Origin of the sequence: Ureibacillus yapensis, assembly GCF_003515775.1 — a bacterium.
In the GTDB taxonomy this organism is placed as follows: domain Bacteria; phylum Bacillota; class Bacilli; order Bacillales_A; family Planococcaceae; genus Ureibacillus; species Ureibacillus yapensis.
Genome location: NZ_QWEI01000002.1, coordinates 1 through 16,949 on the forward strand (window position 1 = coordinate 1; position 16,949 = coordinate 16,949).

At 33.1% G+C, this 16,949-nt stretch carries 19 protein-coding genes and 1 pseudogene; 5 read left to right on the top strand and 15 right to left on the bottom strand.

What is annotated here, in order from left to right; translation table 11 throughout:
- Positions 1-69: 69 nt before the first annotated feature.
- Positions 70-549, bottom strand: coding sequence for a hypothetical protein (locus D1B33_RS04705; RefSeq protein ID WP_118875227.1), 480 nt, complete (start codon positions 547-549; stop codon positions 70-72).
- Positions 550-764: 215 nt separating this feature from the next.
- Between D1B33_RS04705 and D1B33_RS04710 the strand changes: the two genes are divergently transcribed.
- On the top strand, positions 765-1,250 hold the full coding sequence (locus D1B33_RS04710; protein WP_118875228.1) for a hypothetical protein: 486 nt from the start codon (positions 765-767) through the stop codon (positions 1,248-1,250).
- Positions 1,251-2,185: 935 nt separating this feature from the next.
- Here D1B33_RS04710 and D1B33_RS18555 read toward each other — a convergent pair.
- Entirely contained in the window at positions 2,186-2,335 is a 150-nt protein-coding gene (locus D1B33_RS18555; protein ID WP_199677355.1) for a hypothetical protein, read from the bottom strand.
- Positions 2,336-3,193: 858 nt separating this feature from the next.
- A complete protein-coding gene (locus tag D1B33_RS04725) occupies positions 3,194-3,721 on the bottom strand; it encodes a hypothetical protein (protein WP_118875231.1) in 528 nt (175 codons plus the stop codon).
- 446 nt (positions 3,722-4,167) lie between these two features.
- Here D1B33_RS04725 and D1B33_RS04730 point away from each other — a divergent pair, with 446 nt between their 5' ends.
- Positions 4,168-4,983 carry a copper amine oxidase N-terminal domain-containing protein gene (locus tag D1B33_RS04730; protein WP_118875232.1) on the top strand — a complete coding sequence of 272 codons (816 nt, stop codon included), beginning with the start codon at positions 4,168-4,170 and terminating at the stop codon, positions 4,981-4,983.
- Between the two features lie 450 nt (positions 4,984-5,433).
- Here D1B33_RS04730 and D1B33_RS04735 read toward each other — a convergent pair whose 3' ends face one another.
- The 4 genes from D1B33_RS04735 to D1B33_RS04750 form a co-directional block, all read right to left on the bottom strand.
- Complete coding sequence (locus D1B33_RS04735; protein WP_118875233.1) at positions 5,434-6,039, bottom strand: hypothetical protein; 606 nt, start codon at positions 6,037-6,039, stop codon at positions 5,434-5,436.
- A 318-nt stretch (positions 6,040-6,357) separates the two neighbouring features.
- Positions 6,358-6,687, bottom strand: coding sequence for a hypothetical protein (locus tag D1B33_RS04740; RefSeq protein WP_118875234.1), 330 nt, complete (start codon positions 6,685-6,687; stop codon positions 6,358-6,360).
- Positions 6,688-6,915: 228 nt separating this feature from the next.
- A complete protein-coding gene (locus D1B33_RS04745) occupies positions 6,916-7,491 on the bottom strand; it encodes a hypothetical protein (RefSeq protein ID WP_118875235.1) in 576 nt (191 codons plus the stop codon).
- Positions 7,492-7,636: 145 nt separating this feature from the next.
- Positions 7,637-8,368: a class I SAM-dependent methyltransferase gene (locus tag D1B33_RS04750; protein ID WP_118875236.1), complete on the bottom strand. Its 732-nt coding sequence runs from the start codon at positions 8,366-8,368 to the stop codon at positions 7,637-7,639.
- Positions 8,369-8,589: 221 nt separating this feature from the next.
- Here D1B33_RS04750 and D1B33_RS04755 point away from each other — a divergent pair, with 221 nt between their 5' ends.
- Complete coding sequence (locus D1B33_RS04755) at positions 8,590-9,825, top strand: hypothetical protein (RefSeq protein ID WP_118875237.1); 1,236 nt, start codon at positions 8,590-8,592, stop codon at positions 9,823-9,825.
- Here D1B33_RS04755 and D1B33_RS04760 read toward each other — a convergent pair.
- The 3 genes from D1B33_RS04760 to D1B33_RS04770 form a co-directional block, all read right to left on the bottom strand.
- The gene (locus tag D1B33_RS04760) at positions 9,816-10,106 is read right to left on the bottom strand and encodes a hypothetical protein (RefSeq protein ID WP_118875238.1); all 291 of its coding nucleotides are present in this window, start codon (positions 10,104-10,106) and stop codon (positions 9,816-9,818) included. The genes D1B33_RS04755 and D1B33_RS04760 overlap by 10 nt on opposite strands.
- A gap of 139 nt (positions 10,107-10,245) precedes the next feature.
- Positions 10,246-11,742 carry a zinc-ribbon domain-containing protein gene (locus D1B33_RS04765; protein WP_118875239.1) on the bottom strand — a complete coding sequence of 499 codons (1,497 nt, stop codon included), beginning with the start codon at positions 11,740-11,742 and terminating at the stop codon, positions 10,246-10,248.
- Between the two features lie 75 nt (positions 11,743-11,817).
- Positions 11,818-12,042 carry a hypothetical protein gene (locus D1B33_RS04770; protein WP_118875240.1) on the bottom strand — a complete coding sequence of 75 codons (225 nt, stop codon included), beginning with the start codon at positions 12,040-12,042 and terminating at the stop codon, positions 11,818-11,820.
- A gap of 703 nt (positions 12,043-12,745) precedes the next feature.
- On the opposite strand from D1B33_RS04770, the gene D1B33_RS04775 reads away from it, so the two are divergent.
- Together D1B33_RS04775 and D1B33_RS04780 are read left to right on the top strand one after the other, a co-directional pair.
- Positions 12,746-12,970 carry a hypothetical protein gene (locus tag D1B33_RS04775; protein ID WP_118875241.1) on the top strand — a complete coding sequence of 75 codons (225 nt, stop codon included), beginning with the start codon at positions 12,746-12,748 and terminating at the stop codon, positions 12,968-12,970.
- Between the two features lie 133 nt (positions 12,971-13,103).
- Positions 13,104-13,688: a hypothetical protein gene (locus D1B33_RS04780; RefSeq protein ID WP_118875242.1), complete on the top strand. Its 585-nt coding sequence runs from the start codon at positions 13,104-13,106 to the stop codon at positions 13,686-13,688.
- On the opposite strand, the pseudogene D1B33_RS18715 reads toward D1B33_RS04780, so the two are convergent.
- The 5 genes and pseudogenes from D1B33_RS18715 to D1B33_RS04800 form a co-directional block, all read right to left on the bottom strand.
- Positions 13,581-13,805: pseudogene (locus D1B33_RS18715) on the bottom strand (hypothetical protein); the annotation flags it as partial. The gene D1B33_RS04780 and the pseudogene D1B33_RS18715 overlap by 108 nt on opposite strands.
- Positions 13,806-14,229: 424 nt before the next feature.
- Positions 14,230-14,991, bottom strand: coding sequence for a DUF4145 domain-containing protein (locus D1B33_RS04790; protein WP_158582913.1), 762 nt, complete (start codon positions 14,989-14,991; stop codon positions 14,230-14,232).
- Between the two features lie 726 nt (positions 14,992-15,717).
- Positions 15,718-15,894, bottom strand: a complete 177-nt coding sequence (locus tag D1B33_RS18395) for a hypothetical protein (protein ID WP_158582914.1) — start codon at positions 15,892-15,894, stop codon at positions 15,718-15,720.
- 46 nt (positions 15,895-15,940) lie between these two features.
- Complete coding sequence (locus tag D1B33_RS04795) at positions 15,941-16,366, bottom strand: hypothetical protein (protein WP_118875244.1); 426 nt, start codon at positions 16,364-16,366, stop codon at positions 15,941-15,943.
- Between the two features lie 63 nt (positions 16,367-16,429).
- Positions 16,430-16,843, bottom strand: a complete 414-nt coding sequence (locus D1B33_RS04800) for a hypothetical protein (RefSeq protein ID WP_118875245.1) — start codon at positions 16,841-16,843, stop codon at positions 16,430-16,432.
- Positions 16,844-16,949: the final 106 nt, after the last annotated feature.

Below are 16,949 nucleotides of genomic sequence, written 5' to 3' on the forward strand. Positions count from 1 at the left end.
TTGCGCCCGATTGTTGAAGATAGCAAATTATATTTAAGCCCCTATTAGTATTCACTACATACATTATGTTTAGCGGAAGTGATATCTGTTCACTGTAATTTGCTTTTCCCAATCGTATGTAATGATAAAACCTTTTGGCTTTCCTTCTATAATCTTCATGTCGCCTTCTTTTTTAACTTCTTCATCACCTACTGTTAGTAATAGAGTATATTTCACTGCATACCCTTCACCATCAGGATTTTCTTCTAAATTATCGATTAAAACATCATTTAGGGATACAGCATTACCACTTACACTTACATAACTTCGAGGAAAATACACTCGTTTATCTCTTTCATTCATTTTAAACCATTCATCATTTAAATAAGGTTTTACCTTTTCCAAGACATCGAAATCAAACGCTTCCTCTGGAACAGGAATATCGTGTGTAATACTTTTATATTCCGTTACAAAAGCTTTTACATCCTCTTCTGATACTTCATCTTTTTGACATGCACTCAATATAACCACAGAGATAACCATCAGGATCACATGCATTATTTTTTTCATTTCTTCCCTCCATCCATATCCTAATTTTACCATATGAAATAATAATCGCCGTTTAATATTTCAATAATCTGGCCCTTTTATGAAGAAAGATGCTTTCTTAACGCGATTGAATGTTGAATTAAATTGTTTTTATACAATAAACTTTTCTTGAAGTAATTTCCAACTTCTCATTCAAATATATTGATATAATTGTGATTTTTGTGTGGGGTGAAGTTATGAGTAAACGAAGAAATTTCATAGCGAGTTTTATTATTTTGGTCATTGTGGTTGGTGCAGGAGTATATTCATATCAGAAAAATAGAACTATTAATCGTGGTGAGGGGGAGCCGACAACTTATTCTGCAACAGATGTATTAGAAAACGCTAATTTCGATGTAAAAAACCCATACATAGAGATTGAAGCTATTCAATGGAGAATTGAAGACACCGATACTACATTTATACCAATTGTAATCCCAAAAGAGACACAACAGGAACTTCTAAAAACTTTTGAAAAAGCTGAATTCGAAAAAGCAGATTTAACATCGATTGATTTTGATTACAATTACTGGATTAAAATTACGCTGAATAAAAGCTACACGATGTTTGTTGATTCAGATATAAGTTTCTTTCACTTCGACGAAGAGGGAGCAGTTTACATCATGAAAAACGGAGAAGATTTTTTTAATATTATAGATCGTATAGAAAAAAGCGCTTATTGAGAAATAATTGCTTTTTCTTATTTTCACATTGTGAATTTGTTTCCGTAAGCAATCCAGTTAACTTGCCTTTAACATATGAAAATTTTATGGATGTTCATGTAAACCCTTGTTCAACAATCTGGCCCTTTAGCTGAAGAAGGCACAATTCCTTTTCAAGAATTGCGCCCGATTTTCTACACTACACATAAGCTATTCCCTAACGCTTTTAACCTTTCCAAAAAGATACAGTAGCACAATAATCCCTAAAACTACCATATCTAAGATATAAAAGTTTGATTTGAAAGTATGACTTAGGGAATCTATGCTACTTACCGCTGGACTTCCTACAATGAAAAACAATACCACTGGTAATAATAATTTACTTTTCATATTAGTTTCTACCTCCTTACAACAAAAATCGGATTTTCACAATCTGCTCCTATTATGAAAAATAAGCGGTAATTGCTCAATATTAGCGCCCGTTTGTGGAATAGCGGAAAATCAAAATTTAATCTTTAGTTATTGTGCCAATGCATCGTTAGCAGAACAAAGCAGCGAACATACCTGTTTTTTTATAAGTTCATTCTCCTAAATCTAATAACCATTTACGCAATTTTCCTTTTGGAAAGTATACTGTGTTGTTTATCTTTGAGTATACGCTGCTGAGAAAGTATCTTGCTGAAAAGATTGAGACTTATCTTTTATTCAGCTACCTAAGCCAAGTGAGTATCCAAATATTTTAAATATTTCTACTAGAGATTACTGGTGTACCCAAAATAACGGCTGGTCAATTGATTGTGCTACTGAAATTTTTAATGAAGAATGGATATGTGATGACGAGTTTTTTGTCACCGAATTTGAAATTTATGGGAACAATAAACTCTTTCATCAATTAAAAAAAGTATTTTGAACAAAAAAACATAGGGAGATTTAGTCTTCCTATGTTTTGATTCTTATTATTTATCTGTTAGATTTTGCTTCTTTTTCAAATACTCCGTACGTATTTTTTCAAGTTGCTGCTTTTTATCAAAGTTGGCAGGCTTGTTTTTTTCATGATACTTTGTCACAGCTACCTTACCTTTGGTATCCAATTGATATTTCCCCACTTTGTTCACCTACTTTTCTTGTCTTTAAAGAGAATCTATTCAACAATATAATATACCTTATTTTACTGAAGTAAACCTTATTATTGTACTGCTAACATTGCATATATCAATAAACATTAAAAACGCAGTAAAATAATTCATCGCCAAATGGTATTCATTATAATTATCTTCACGAGCTTGAATTTGCTGCTTCATTTTAAAGTCATGAATCAACTCGCTAATTTTGACTATAATCATAACCACCCTTCAAAAGGGTGGTTATGATTTTCCAACGATAATTGAACATGAATAGCGTGTCACTTAAAGAGACATGATTAAGGAACTTGGCGTGTTATTTTTGAATATTAGTTCAGTTGGTTGAAAGTGTCCTTTCTATGTATAAATTGGATAGGATTCGTACTCTCTTAGTATAGTTAATATGTTAGAAATTAATTCATGTAAATAATAATACGAGTAGTACCTCATTGCATCTGAAAAGCGCACGATTTGTTTTTTCTTTACTTAACAACTTGGCCCTTTTCATGACGAAAGACGCTTTCCTAAATTCAGAAAAGTGCCCGAATGTGATGTTATTGATCGCTACATTTTATTTTGTATAGATTTTTCAATTGAAAGTAAATAGCCATACAAAAACATTCATGAGAAACACAACTCCTGAAAAAAAGACGACGGAATACCTATGCTTTTTTTCTGTTATCTTGTGAATCGTTAGGAGTCGAACCAAACAGATTATCAAAGCAATCCCACATAAAATAAGTGATAATGAATTCAATCAATCATCCCCTTTTTTAACATTGTGAACTAACCGATCCTTATTCAAGAATCGCGCCCTATAATGGAATAACTGAGTAGCTTCTATTAGCTGGTTTCATACACTCCATCTTTCCACAAAACGTTTCCATTACTATCAAATGCTTCAACCTTCAATGGGTCTGGTTCCCCATAATCTGGTTCTTCTATAGAATCAAAGGTAACAAACCAACATCTCAATCCTTCATCAGTCTCGATAATTGTTGCTTCTTTCTCCATTGTTTTTTGTTTCACAAGAACAGTTGTAATTTGCTCATTTGTAATAATGCCACCAAACAATGTAATAGGTATTGACGGGTTATTATTCATTACCCAGTTAAAACCGTCATCTGGATTAATCTCACCATTACCAGTATGTGTCCAATACTTACTATCCAGCCTTTTATATCCAACACGAAACCCTGTTTCATCTTGATAAAGCACTACTTTATAATCATCCTTTTGCTGTTCATATAAGATCTTAGTTGACTCTGGATGTGGGACACTTTCTAAAAATCCCTCCGTAATATTACTCGAAGTATTAGAACAGGCTGTAATTAGCAGTGACATTACAGAAAATAATAATATTTTCTTCATTAACTGTCCCTCCTATAAAATCTAATTTTCCTTAGTCGAAACTCCTTTCTTTTTCAACTAAGCACAGAATAGTTTAAGTACGTTACTTTACAAGCTCATCTGAATTTTAACATAAATATCCAATATTTTTATTGAATGTAATTCCATTAAATAATCCTTTAATAAAAAAGCACTCTCCTTATTCTAGGAAAGCGCCCTATTGCTGAAGATCATTTCTTAGAATAACTACTAAAGCTTTAATATGGCTCTATAATGAATGTGGTGGTGCTTAATCAACTAAATTATTACATAGAGGATTTTATATTGCTTTTCTTGTTAGTTGTAATAATTGTTATATTACATACATATTGACAGCATTCCTTAGCAATAAAGATGATAAAATCATAAAAACATAGTATAATAATAATTTGATAATCATCCAGTATTTGTGGAAAGAGGAAAACTTTATGAAAAAGAAAAATCTATTAATAGTTCCTGCATTAGTAATGGGATTAGCTTTACCAACTATATCTCCTACTGAAGCATCTGCAAGTGAAAATGAAATAAAGGTTGTACACGATGGCTTGGTATCCAATGGGCGAACTCTAGTTCCAATACGTGTTATTTCAGAAGAGTTTGGTTCAAAAGTTGATTGGAATCAAAATAGTAAGACTGTAACTGTAACCGATGGTAAAAACGAAAAGGTTCTGAAAGCTAATTCTAAAACAATAACTGTTAATGGTAAATCGCAAACTATTGATGCTCCAGTTACAATTAAAAATGGAAAAACTTATGTTCCTTTAGTTGTTGCTAGTCCAGAAAGGTCATATACTGAATGGGATAATAAAAATAAATCGGCTACTATTACTCTTGATGGAAAAATACTAATTGTAAGGACAAATGTAATAGCAACTAACACTATCTCATCTAAAGTAGCGGATACTAGAATATTTGAGCTTATTAAGAAAGTAAATGAAATTGAGAATCTATCATCTATCAGTCAAAAAAGAGCTTACTTTAAACCTTACTTTACAGACGCATTTATAAATAAAATCATTGACACAGGTATTGAAGAATATAATCACGAATTTATAAATCTTGATGTTAAGCAAGCTAGTGCCATAGGTGATACATTGATAACACAAAGTATTGGAAAACCTAATGATGGTTATTTAACGATTACTCTTAGGAGAGGAATTTCTATTAAAAATGTAGATGGGGTTTGGAAAGTGTATAGTGTAGATTTTCGTGAAAATATCCACGATCCTCAAGCTAATGGATAATCGTAGAACTGTGCTATCTGCAAAATATTGTGATTCAATTTTCAATTGCTCTGTCACATCAAAAATGCTTCCGAAGATTACGCTTCATTTCGCAACATGATAAAAAATTTATATAAAATAATAATTGAAGGTTGTATATCCAATTACAATCCTCCATTTTATTTGCGTAAGTCGACTTACATACAAATAAAATGGAGGGTTTTTCAAATGACAAAAAATAATATTACGTATTCGGACATTCATTCCACAAGAGACTTCTATTTTGGACAAATCAAGATGGCAAATTGTAATCTCAAATATTATTTTTCTGAATACCTAAAAACGTTCCTCAGCAATCTGGCCCTTTAGCTGAAGAAGGCACAATTCCTCTGCAAGAATTGCGCCCTATTATGGAATATTATTTTTCATTGAAGTTATGCTGCACCAGTCATACCCAATTTACACAAACTCTCACTTAAAATCCGCTTTAAACAAATATACAACGTCATATTTTTCTAATTCATTAATATGACTATCAACATCTTGATAAAAATCATTGGTAAGCGAATTCATTCTCCCTTCATTTGAATAAGAAATACTTCCTAACACTATTTCTCCTTCAATGATAGCTTTTTCTTCTGGAAAGGTTCCCCATACACTTGACATATCATCTAAACCATTAGAGTTTGGATCAAAGGCCCTTATACTACTAACGCCTCCCTTACTACTAATTGCACTATTAAATGTTAGTTGCTTTTGGCTATCGTTTGTTTTGGGAGTTGTGAAGATAATAGAGCCGTCTCCGTCTCCCTCTACCTGAGTCATAAGTTTGCTTACTTTATCCTCAACCAAATTTCCGAATTCATATTTTTCTATCCATACAGTTACTTCTGTGTATTCTTCGTCTACATTGAAATCAAATACAAATGATTGGTCTGAAATACTCGAAAGGATTGCATTTTCTCTATCTGTTAATTCAGAAACAGAAATTGTATTTGAATTCGAATTACTATCATCACAAGCACTTAAAATAAATAACAACAGAGCTGATATTAGTATTGTAAGTGTTCTTTTCATTTATATCCCCCTAGTTGTTTCTTAACATTCCCTATTCGGCAAATCAGCTGCGTTAGTTGAAGTACTTAACAGTCATTCTATATTTTAACATAAATATCCAACTCAATTTATAGGTTGCTCTACAATATGGCCCTATTCATGAAGAAAGACACTTTCCTTATTTCAGAAAAGCGCCCGATTGTTGAAGATTATTCATATTTTAATCGTATATATTTAAGTACGTGTTCTTTGCTTTTATCCATTATAGTTTAAGACTGATATGTAATAATCTTGAACTGATAAAGAAAATTATATTCGATATTCAACTTAGTTCAATTTTTATCTACCGATAAACCTACTTAAATACATAATTAGAAATAAAATTGATAGAGCTATTAATTGTATCCCCCATCGAATCATAAAGTGATTGGATTGCTTAGTTTTTTTTTGAGGTTTCATAATTTCTATAAAATTCGATAAAAATTCCAAAAAGGCTATTACACCTGTAATCCAAAGTACTATTTCCGTGAGGTCATCTGAAGTGAATACCCTATAATTCTCAACAGGCGGTTGATCAGTTCCACCAAACTGGCTAGGTAATGATTGATACCAATTATTTAAATACTTCGATAGTTCATTAGCCACAGCATGACTAGCAAATTGATTCATTATCCAAAAAATTAGATAAAAATTTAATTTAAATGCCTCGAAAACTATATCTTATAATAAATGATACGAATCCATTTCGAGAAAAGTTTGATCATTTTCTTGCTGTGTTGCTCTACCATGTCTGGTTATGACTCATGCATTAAAAATTTACAAACCATTCACATTTCCGCATCAATTTAATGGTAAAATATAGGAGATTTAGGGTATATACTAAATAATAATCCATAGCTATTTAAAGTTCAATTCGCCTTTCCTTTTGAAACAACTATCAAACTGAATACATTCCAAGTTCATTTCGACTATTCTATCCTCTTTTTCATCATAGTCAATTTTAATGGTTAGTTGAGCCAACAATGTGCTGTCAGAGTCCATAAAAGCTCCTGATGTTTCTTCTGTTATAAAAGTATAATCGCGTAAGGTTAGGTCAAAATCCTCGCTTACATTAAACGCTTCAACACGTTCAAATAGAATTTTAGCAAAATTTTCTTCGCCATTTCCTTGTTTTAAAATCAGGTCTACGTTCGATGTTGGTAAAAGTATCGTTTTTACAAACAAGATACAGGCAATGCCAAGAAAGACGATATGAATGCTATTCACAATTTTCATGTTCTCTCGTTTTATACCGTTACGGAGCAACAAGCAATAAATGACCAATACAATGATAGCTGGTACTGCTAAAAATAAACCAAATATGAATAAATCAAAGTGGAAAATATTAGCGTCAACTTTATTAATCCGAATAAAATAAGTTGAAATGAATAGCAGTATAGGTAAAATGAACAAGACCCAATTGAATTTTTTCATAGTTGCAACCTCATTTTTATATAAATTTTCAGCGTGGATTGAAAGGCGCAATTCTTGCTGCGGAATTGAGCCCTATCATTGAATAACTACTAGTATCTATTAGCTATTTGGAATAAGTTGCGGGTTATAATCCCTGTGAAAAAAATTAAATTTTCTTTCTCAATTTGAAAACTATAAAATCAGCGCTTCTGAAATCTTCTTCAAATGAAGGATATTTACTTAACATTTCTTCTGATGGTTTCGGTTCTATTAAACCTTCTAAAGTAAAACCCGCTTTTATTATATTATTAACATAGCTCGTTAATGTTCTATGGAATAATAGCATTTTTTGTTTATCGCCTAGTTTTTGTTCATAAACCCCTTCATAAAAATATTTATCTACATTCCAATGTAACTTTACACCGTCTTTCGTTTTCTCCCATCCACTCTCCGGAGTAACAAAACAAGGATGTAAAATTGAAAAAATAAAATATCCTCCATCTACTAATAGCCGATACATCTCTTGGAATGCCTTTTCATAATTTCCAAGGTCTTGCATTACCATATTCGATACAATTAGATCAAAACTGTTATCCTCTAAAAAATTTAAATCCTCACAATTCCCATGTCTATATTCAATTCCCAAATCAATGGGAGTTCTTTCTTTAGCGATTTCTAACATTTTTTCTGAATAATCTACAGCTGTTACAGCAGCTTCAGATTTAGCTAAAATTCTGCTAAAGTATCCTTCACCACATCCAGCATCTAAAACTTTTTTATTCTTAACCGTTCCCATGAGTGACAATAAAGTAGGGGTTAAAAAAACTTCCTTATGAAGATCTCCTCGTTCAGTATGTACTGCCGCATATGTTTCGGCAAAAGTATCCCACCTTTTAATCGCTTCTTCTGTACTAACGTTTTTTTTTCATTTTAATACCACCTAACTTATTTAAACTATGTTACCTATATATTAGCATTAATATCCAGTGTGCTTTTGAATTGTTATTCAATAAAATGACCCTAAAGTTTTCCACTTAGCTGTTTGAAAATCGTGAACTACTCACCCATTAGACTTTCTCCTCATATTCTAAAGTTAAACAACTAGAGGGGAACATGCCTATGAATGTGGATTTATCGGCGCTGCATTGGATTTATCTTGGGTTTATTTTGTTGATTATTGGGTTTATGGTAAAACGTCGGGACACATCGCTCATCTGCATTATGGGGATTTTTCTGCTGGCAATTGTGGCAACTGGGGACTTTACTTCATCAATTAGCAGTGTATTCAACAGCTTTGTTTATGCCATTAGTGAATTGTTGTCGACCATTTTGATTATCTCCATCATTGTGGCGATGAGCCGGATTTTGATGAAAACGGGCATTAATGAAGTAATGGTTTCCCCTTTTACGAAAATCATCAAAAACGCAACGCTTGCCTACTGGACAATCGGGATTTTGATGATGGTCATTTCCTGGTTCTTCTGGCCTTCGCCTGCCGTTGCCTTACTGGGAGCTGTTTTGTTACCGGTTGCAATCCGCGCGGGACTGCCGGCTCTTGGGGTTGCAATGGCCATGAACTTGTTTGGTCACGGGATTGCCCTATCGAGCGACATCATTCTCCAGGGGGCTCCAAAACTAACGGCAGATGCGGCCGGGATTCCGGTATCCGACGTGATTACTGCCAGCATTCCATTGGTGCTCGTGATGGGTGCAGTGACAACTATAGTAGCTTTTATCCTGCTTCGGCGCGATATGAAACAAGGGCGGCTGGAGATGGAAGGTACATTTGACCGCGAGAAAAAAATCGATGCAGTAAATGAGCGTTTATTAACAAAAGGACAACGCAAATTTTTTGCCGTGCTGATTCCGATTGCCTTTTTGCTAGATGTAGTGGGTATGTTCGTCTTTGATCTAACCGGTGGGGATGCAACAGCGCTGGTGGGAGGCACAACAGTATTTATACTTCTGTTGCTCGCCTTGTTTGCGCATAAAAATGAAGGCTTGGAAAAAACAACAAGCTATTTAATCGAAGGATTCCAATTTGGCTTTAAAGTATTTGGGCCCGTGATTCCAATTGCCGCATTCTTCTATTTAGGCGACTCAGGGTTTGGGGCGATTATAGGAGATTTTTTGCCGGCAGAATCATTGGGAATCGTGAATGATCTTGGCAATGCTTTGGCAGGCATCGTTCCAATTACAGGCGAAATTGCAGCCGTTACGTTAACAACAGTTGGCGCCATTACAGGGCTGGATGGTTCCGGATTCTCCGGTATTACGTTAGCTGGTTCGATTGCCCAAGAGTTTGATTTTTTTAACTATTGGTTTTTGGACATAATAAAAGCCTCTCAACATTGAGAGGCTTTGTACTGCTCATTTTTTACTAGGAGTCTTGCTAGGAATTCGTGAAAATCTTCTTTATCTGAACTAGCATCTGAGAAAGTAATAATATCGTTTCCTTTTTTAGTTGGGATCATCTTAGTGGAATCATCAGGAGTCGCCATGGTGTCCCCTCCATAAGATGTTTTACCATCATTTATATGTGAGGGATATTCTTTTATTCTTTTTTTCTTCGGTTTTTCGACAAGTTTCGCATTTAACAAAGTTGCATCAGTTGCTTCAAACATAAAAACGCTCATTTAACGTCACCCACTTTTGGACAGTCCTATGGCGTAGTTCCATAGGCGTAGTGGTTTATGAGGTTAAATGAACGTTTTTGTTCACTTTTTATAATGTATTTGTATTATACCAAAATTAGGTATATATGTAAATAGGTTTTTAAATTTCATTTTCATAATCTCTTAAATACTTCCATTTGAACCCACCAGAAGTTTTCAACTTACCTCTACATACATTGGATATTCCTGTATGATTTAATTTAAGTTCATTCGCTGCTTCTGTTAGACTATCCCAGCATTTTAAAAATTCATCATTTATAGTCAATTGAACAATCTTTGTTTTATTCCAAACGGACTTTGTTTTATAAATCCTTTTGTAAGAATCAGTCGAATCATACTCACACCATCCTAATTTAACGCCTTGTTTTATATATCTTAAAATCGTTGTCTGGTGTAAACCTAAACTCTTACCAATTGATACTGTCGTCAATTCTGTTGTATTCCATAAATCACATACTGTTTTCACTAATGAATTATACGCGAATTCATGACAAATTTTCCAATCAATTTGTGATAAACCGAATAAGTCATTTAAAACAGAATCTGCTATATTCTTTCTGATGAAGTCCATATCTGATTTTGAACAGTCGATTGTTACATAATGTTTTATCCCATTCCTATTAGCTAATTCTTTTTTAAGTTCATCGTTTAATTGTTCATCTTCCAGCGTCTTCCCACTTAGTTTATGGAATGTAGCATGATTGCTGTAATGCTGAATTCCATGGGTTTCAATAATGCAATTCTTCTGTGGAATGTAAAAATCATATCTTTTATTAAAGGACCAATCAAATCTTTTTTGACTTTCAAATTCAATATGCAGCTGATTTAAAAGCTGAATCACAAATTTTTCAGGATAACTTAATCCATCACCACATTTCGTACACCCTAATCCAACTTTAACTACGGTCTTTATCGTTTTTCTGCCAACGTTTTTACAGGTAGGACATGTGAATAATATCTTTTCTCCACTTCCACTTGTATATAAATGACCTTCGTCGGGATTAGTCAGTAGTTTTGCTACTTCTGGATTGATGCACCATAAACTATTAAACTCATTTACTTTTTTTCCTGAACAATAGGAGCAATTTCTTCCATTAATTCTATTATTCACTGTTGCTGTATATTCGCTTTTACAATTTTGACATATCCAGATGTACTTATGATTTGAACCAAATTTGATTTCAGAAGGTTTCTTCTCATTTTTATCACTAAACTCAAGCAGAAGAAACTCTTTGTTATTTTTTTCTGCATAAGATGCTAATGAATTCTCGGAATCTATATTTTCATTTTTTGTATTTTCACCTTTTATTCTTGCACATTTTCGGCATCGATCTTTTCCGTCGCTTCTTTTGCGATTAATAAGTACATGTGCATAAATTTGATTAGGCATCTTATATCCACATTCATCACAAATTTTTGTTACTAGAACCTTACTGCCATTTGATAAATCTTTTACTTTTACTTTAACCTTTTCACCTTGTTTTACAACCAGTTCGCCTTTGGAATTAATATATTTAGGAAGTGTATAACCGAGTTCTTCGTACCTTTTAAAATTTGCACTATTGATTTTAATGATTACCTCTTCTTCTAAAATCATTAATTTAGCCCCTTCACATTTCCCTTTAATATACAATTATAACATGAAAAACCAGGAGCTGTAATCTCCTGGTTTTTATGCGATGCTATGCGACATTGGCAAAGCTAGTTCTTCGGCTCGTAATTTCAGTCGTTCAATATCATACATGATGTTTTCCAATTCCGATTGAACTTTTCGTTTTTCGATGTCCAGTAGCTGATCGTAAAATATCGTGTAATAGTTCATTCGCTCCGACGCTTCGTTCATCAAGTCCGAATAAAGTCCTCTATCGTGATCGTCCATTAAAAAGAATGTATTCATAAACTCCTCCTTAGTAATAATGTTCCCTGCTTTTTGGGAAACATACGTAAATTTTGTATAATTTCGAAAATGATGGACATTATATGATTGAACAATTATCCTCCTTCAAGATTTCCTTAATAACTTTGGCGTCCTTCTTGGACGCTTTTTTCATTTACTAATATTTAAAGAAATTAATAGAGATTTACGTTTATTCAAAGTTTTTTTCGAATATTTATGAATAGTTACCATTTTTCATCTTCTATTGAAAGATCAAAAGATCAAACCCTCGTGTATCACTTCGCGGTAGAAACCAAGAGGCAAATTTGCCTCTTGGTGAATTATGAATCTAAAATGAAAAATGACTACAACTTTATTAATTTTTATGAGGGGGTTACGCTTTGGCGGCGTGCCATTTCCTCACCTCCTTTTCAAAATTTCATTTAGGGAATTTTGTATGAATTAAACTGGGGTCAGTTCTGTGGGTTTTTACCTCCTAGAAATTAAACAAGGGGGGTATAAACCCCTTGACCCTTAAGTAAAAGTTAAAAAATGAGCTATGTATGCTAATATTGGTACTTCTTTAAAAAACATATTCTAAATAAGAAGTCAGAATAGTATAATGTATCTACCACACAGAGCTCAGATTCTTTCATTTTTATCATTCCTCCAATTTTTATTTTCTTTACCTTATATAAATTAAAATAAGAAAAGGATGATAAGAATGAATCATTTTGAAACTGTTAGAGAAATTATTTTTAAGAGAGTTGCTCCTTTCAATAATGGAAGAAGCGATGAGACACTACGAAATCAGGTTGTGGCTCAATATATGCGTTATTATTCAGGTGTTCATGATACACAACGTGAATATGGATCTCACTATCATTTCACTCAAGATGATATTGAGATCATAAGCAGTCATATTATTGCTGACATTAAAAATAGATAATCTATCTTCTCTGTGTGGTAGCAGCTACTGGCATTTGTCAGTAGCTGTTTTAGTTTCAAATAAAATTATAGGAGCACTTTATTGTTTTCTAGTTTCCGTGGTAAAATATTCTAATGCGAAAGGAGTTGTTCTAATGGAAGAAAACTTATTTCACTTAAACATTGATCCACCGAAAACTAAGGAAGAACTTCAAAAAGTAATAACAATATTAAAAGGTAAATCTTTATACCTGAATTTAAATGCACAATATAATGTTCCCGAAGGTACAATTACAAACTATATTGAATCTAGGAATAGATTGAAGAATACTCTTGAAGAGAAGTTCCCAGACGTGGATGCAGACAAATTCATTAAATTTGTAATTACATCCCCGCTCAAATCACCTCAACTTGATTTCAGTAAAGTTTTTGACATGTTTATGATGATGGAACATTACCCAGAAAATAACCGTGGAAATAGTGATATAAAAGCATCCTTAACAGTAAATGAACCACCGACAACAATTGATAAAAAGAATTATTTATTAATTTTCATGACCTTTATATTCCCAGTGCTTGAATTACTTCTCAGTCAATTTCAAAATTACCAAGATGGTCAAGAGATTGAAAGATTACAAAACCTTATTGAACATCAAATCGAAGAAGATATGGAATATAATGAAAATCAAGAAATCATCATCGAAATTGAAAATTATAATACAGGTGGCATTAGAACATAAAGCAAAGCAGTTTAGCTTTATGTTTTTTATTTTTTTTCCACTTCTTCTCTTTTTCTCTGTTTCTGTCTTCTTGTTATTGCAATCATGACAAAGCGTCTGAAGATTGCTCAGCGTTAACCTAAGTGCCTAGTTATCTCGAACCTCCACGATGTGATCGACAACTCCCTTTCGATTCATCACAGGCGTCAGTACTCCATTTTCTTTGCACTTCACACATAGGAAGTTATCCCGAATGAGTACTTGTTTTCTCACGCTCTGCCACTCTTTACTGTTATAGAACTTCACGTGCTCCTGGTTTCGAACTTCACTGTTATACTCCCTTACTTTCTTCATGCCTTCATCACTGTGTGTCTCGCAGTAGCTTCCTCTTGTTAAGTTGGAGCAACCTATCTTATTGCATGGTTTAAAAGGTTTCTTCATGTTCTCACCTTCTTTTCATAAAACCGTAACCCCTCACAAAAGGAACATATGTTCTTTTTTTAGATACAAAAAAAGGACAGCCTTGTAGCTATCCTTTTGTATCGTAGTGTTTTCGTAACCGTTATTTTTCTTGCTTCCGCTTATCTCTTTGGAATATCCCCTGCAGTTTACCTTGTGGGAGGTTTTCATAGAATGATTTGATTTTCTTTTTCTTCGTAATCAATTCTTCGACCATAATGTTGATTAGCTCAAACAAAAACAACACTATACTTTCATCATCGGTTAAATCGATTTCACCTGGATGGATACCTTCGTTACCATAAACACGAATCGAATCTAAACCTTGTTGGACATGTTCAGGAATATCCTTCTGCACAAGCTCGCCAATCATATTATTTATGGAGCTCTTCTTAATTTGGTAGTCTTCCAATTGTGGAATCATTAATTCAATAGCTAGACGAAGCAATGCAGCAGCTGCACGCGGAGAATGTTTAAACACGTTCATTGCTTCTATGTAAATCCCTCTTACATCTTCAAGCATGTCTTCGTGTGGTTGAGGCAGTTCCGTTGTATATGGGAAAATGATTTTTTTGTTTTCCCAAATCGTATAGTTATGGCAGTGAGTACAATATGATAACTCCAAATGCCAATCGAAATGGAAATTTGGCTCAGACCCATCTGGATTTCTTATACCACCCATCGGTCCACCTATTGGCTTTCGATTTTCTGATTTTAAGTTTACTTCAACTAATTCAACATTCTCGTTGTGTGGATAGGACCTCTCAAGTTTGTACCACTTTTGAGGGACAAGCACTTTGCATCTTGGACAATGGAAAGCATCACGATGGAAACTTGGTAAATGTTCGCTAGGAATTTGCTGCATGTCATTCATCCTTTTTCCACAATTATACCGCAATTGACTCTTTTTATCTAAAATCTTTTATACTCAAATTCTGAATCATCGACTAATTTTGGATTGATTTTTGTATGACCGTATTCATTGATATAATAATCATTCTTCTTTTTTCTTTTTTTACTTCATAACCATGCACATCCTTTAGTAATCTTTCCTATTCTTGCATTTCTGAACGATCCTTTGAATATGCTTCTTATAAACCATAAATATTTCGTTATGAATCTCTATTTGTTAATTACAATTTTCAAGATGAATATCAGTTTTTTTCAAATACCTCACCTACCTTTATATTGCGGAAACTTCTTCATTTTTTGCGACATAATTTTTGAATTTTTTTTACAAATTACCATTATGAAGATAAAAAAAATCACAAAAAACCAAGAAACCTACACTGATACAGTTGTCCTTGAATATACCGTTACCTTTGAAACTAGTGACATAATTAAAATCAAGACCGTTGTTACTATATCTTTTCAGGCAACTTTGAAGATGTGTATGTATTCAAACAGTTTTTTAGAGAGGAATTGTTGACCTGTAAGCTTTTTGTTGATCGCTTACGTATCATTTTGTTTAATCGTGCTAATGTTGTAATCAGTTGCAACCTCAACTCCGTGTTTTTAAATTTGTTCGATGATTAACACCACATTGTTATGGTTGTTAGCCAACAAAAAAGAGCAAAGCAGATTTTTTGCTTTACTCTTTTATAACAACCTCTAATAATTTTTTAATGTAAACTTCTATTGGTTCATCGCTAAATTCAGCTTTAGCTTTTATATGATTAAATGTTTCTACTTCCTTATCCGTAAAAACTAAATTTACTCTTCTTTCAGGATGGACCGCTATGTGTTCATAATTTTTAGGGTCTCCCAAGTAACAAGTAGCACATGTACACGAAAAAAAGAGCAGTTATCTTTAACTACTCTCCACCTTGTTGCAATGATGCAATTATATTATTATATCGGTTAGACATTTCAACAAATTCTTCGATGACTTCTTCATAATACTGTTCGGATGCTTCTTTAACTGGTTTATCAATGTTCACATAAGAATAAAACGTGTAATAAAGGAAAACATATGGTTCATTATGCACAAAGTATCCACTTAATATCTTATCCTTAACGCTTCTTACTTGGTCTTTAAAATTTGGAAATGCAATGTTCCTGACATTGTCAATACCCTCTTCAATCATTGTTTTTATAAAACGTTTACGATCATCTTCATAATCACGATTATTTGGAGAAGTAATTGTTCTAAGTCTGTTTTTGTAATCATAAGCATCTATTTTCTTTTTAATTTCTGTTGCTTCAAGTTCAATTAACTTTCTTGCCTCTTTATTATCCAAAACCCTCAGCTCCTTTTTTTATCCATATATCATATGAAAATAGGAGCATTGTATTCTGTCTAACTATGTAATTTTTTTCACGAATTTAATGCATCGTTTGGATTTATCTAAAAAGACTTTCAAGAACTCTTCATAACTTTCTTTCTCCTGATCATTATACGGCTTTCCATGTTCATTAATATTTTCCATCATTTCAGCGATGGAAGTTATCAAATCTGAGTTTGCAATATATTCTAGGATATCCTTGTCCATTTGTTTAAAATAAGATGCCTTTAAATCATTCACTGGAAATACTTCATTTAAAATTTTGAATGTTTCATTACGAGATATTTCGTACTCTGCATTTTCCAACACAGGTTTATACCGCTCTTTATCAACAACCATTCTAACTTTGTTTTTTTCCTTGATTTGATCCATCCCTATTTTAATAACCTCTGCACCCTGTTCAACTAATTCCATAAAACGCTTTTCATCCATAGTTCTTCACTCCATTGCCAATAGGATTGTACTTTACAACATATGGCTTGGGAGGGAGTTACATTCGTTATAACTTTTCCACATGGTTAGAAATTTGTTCAAATCT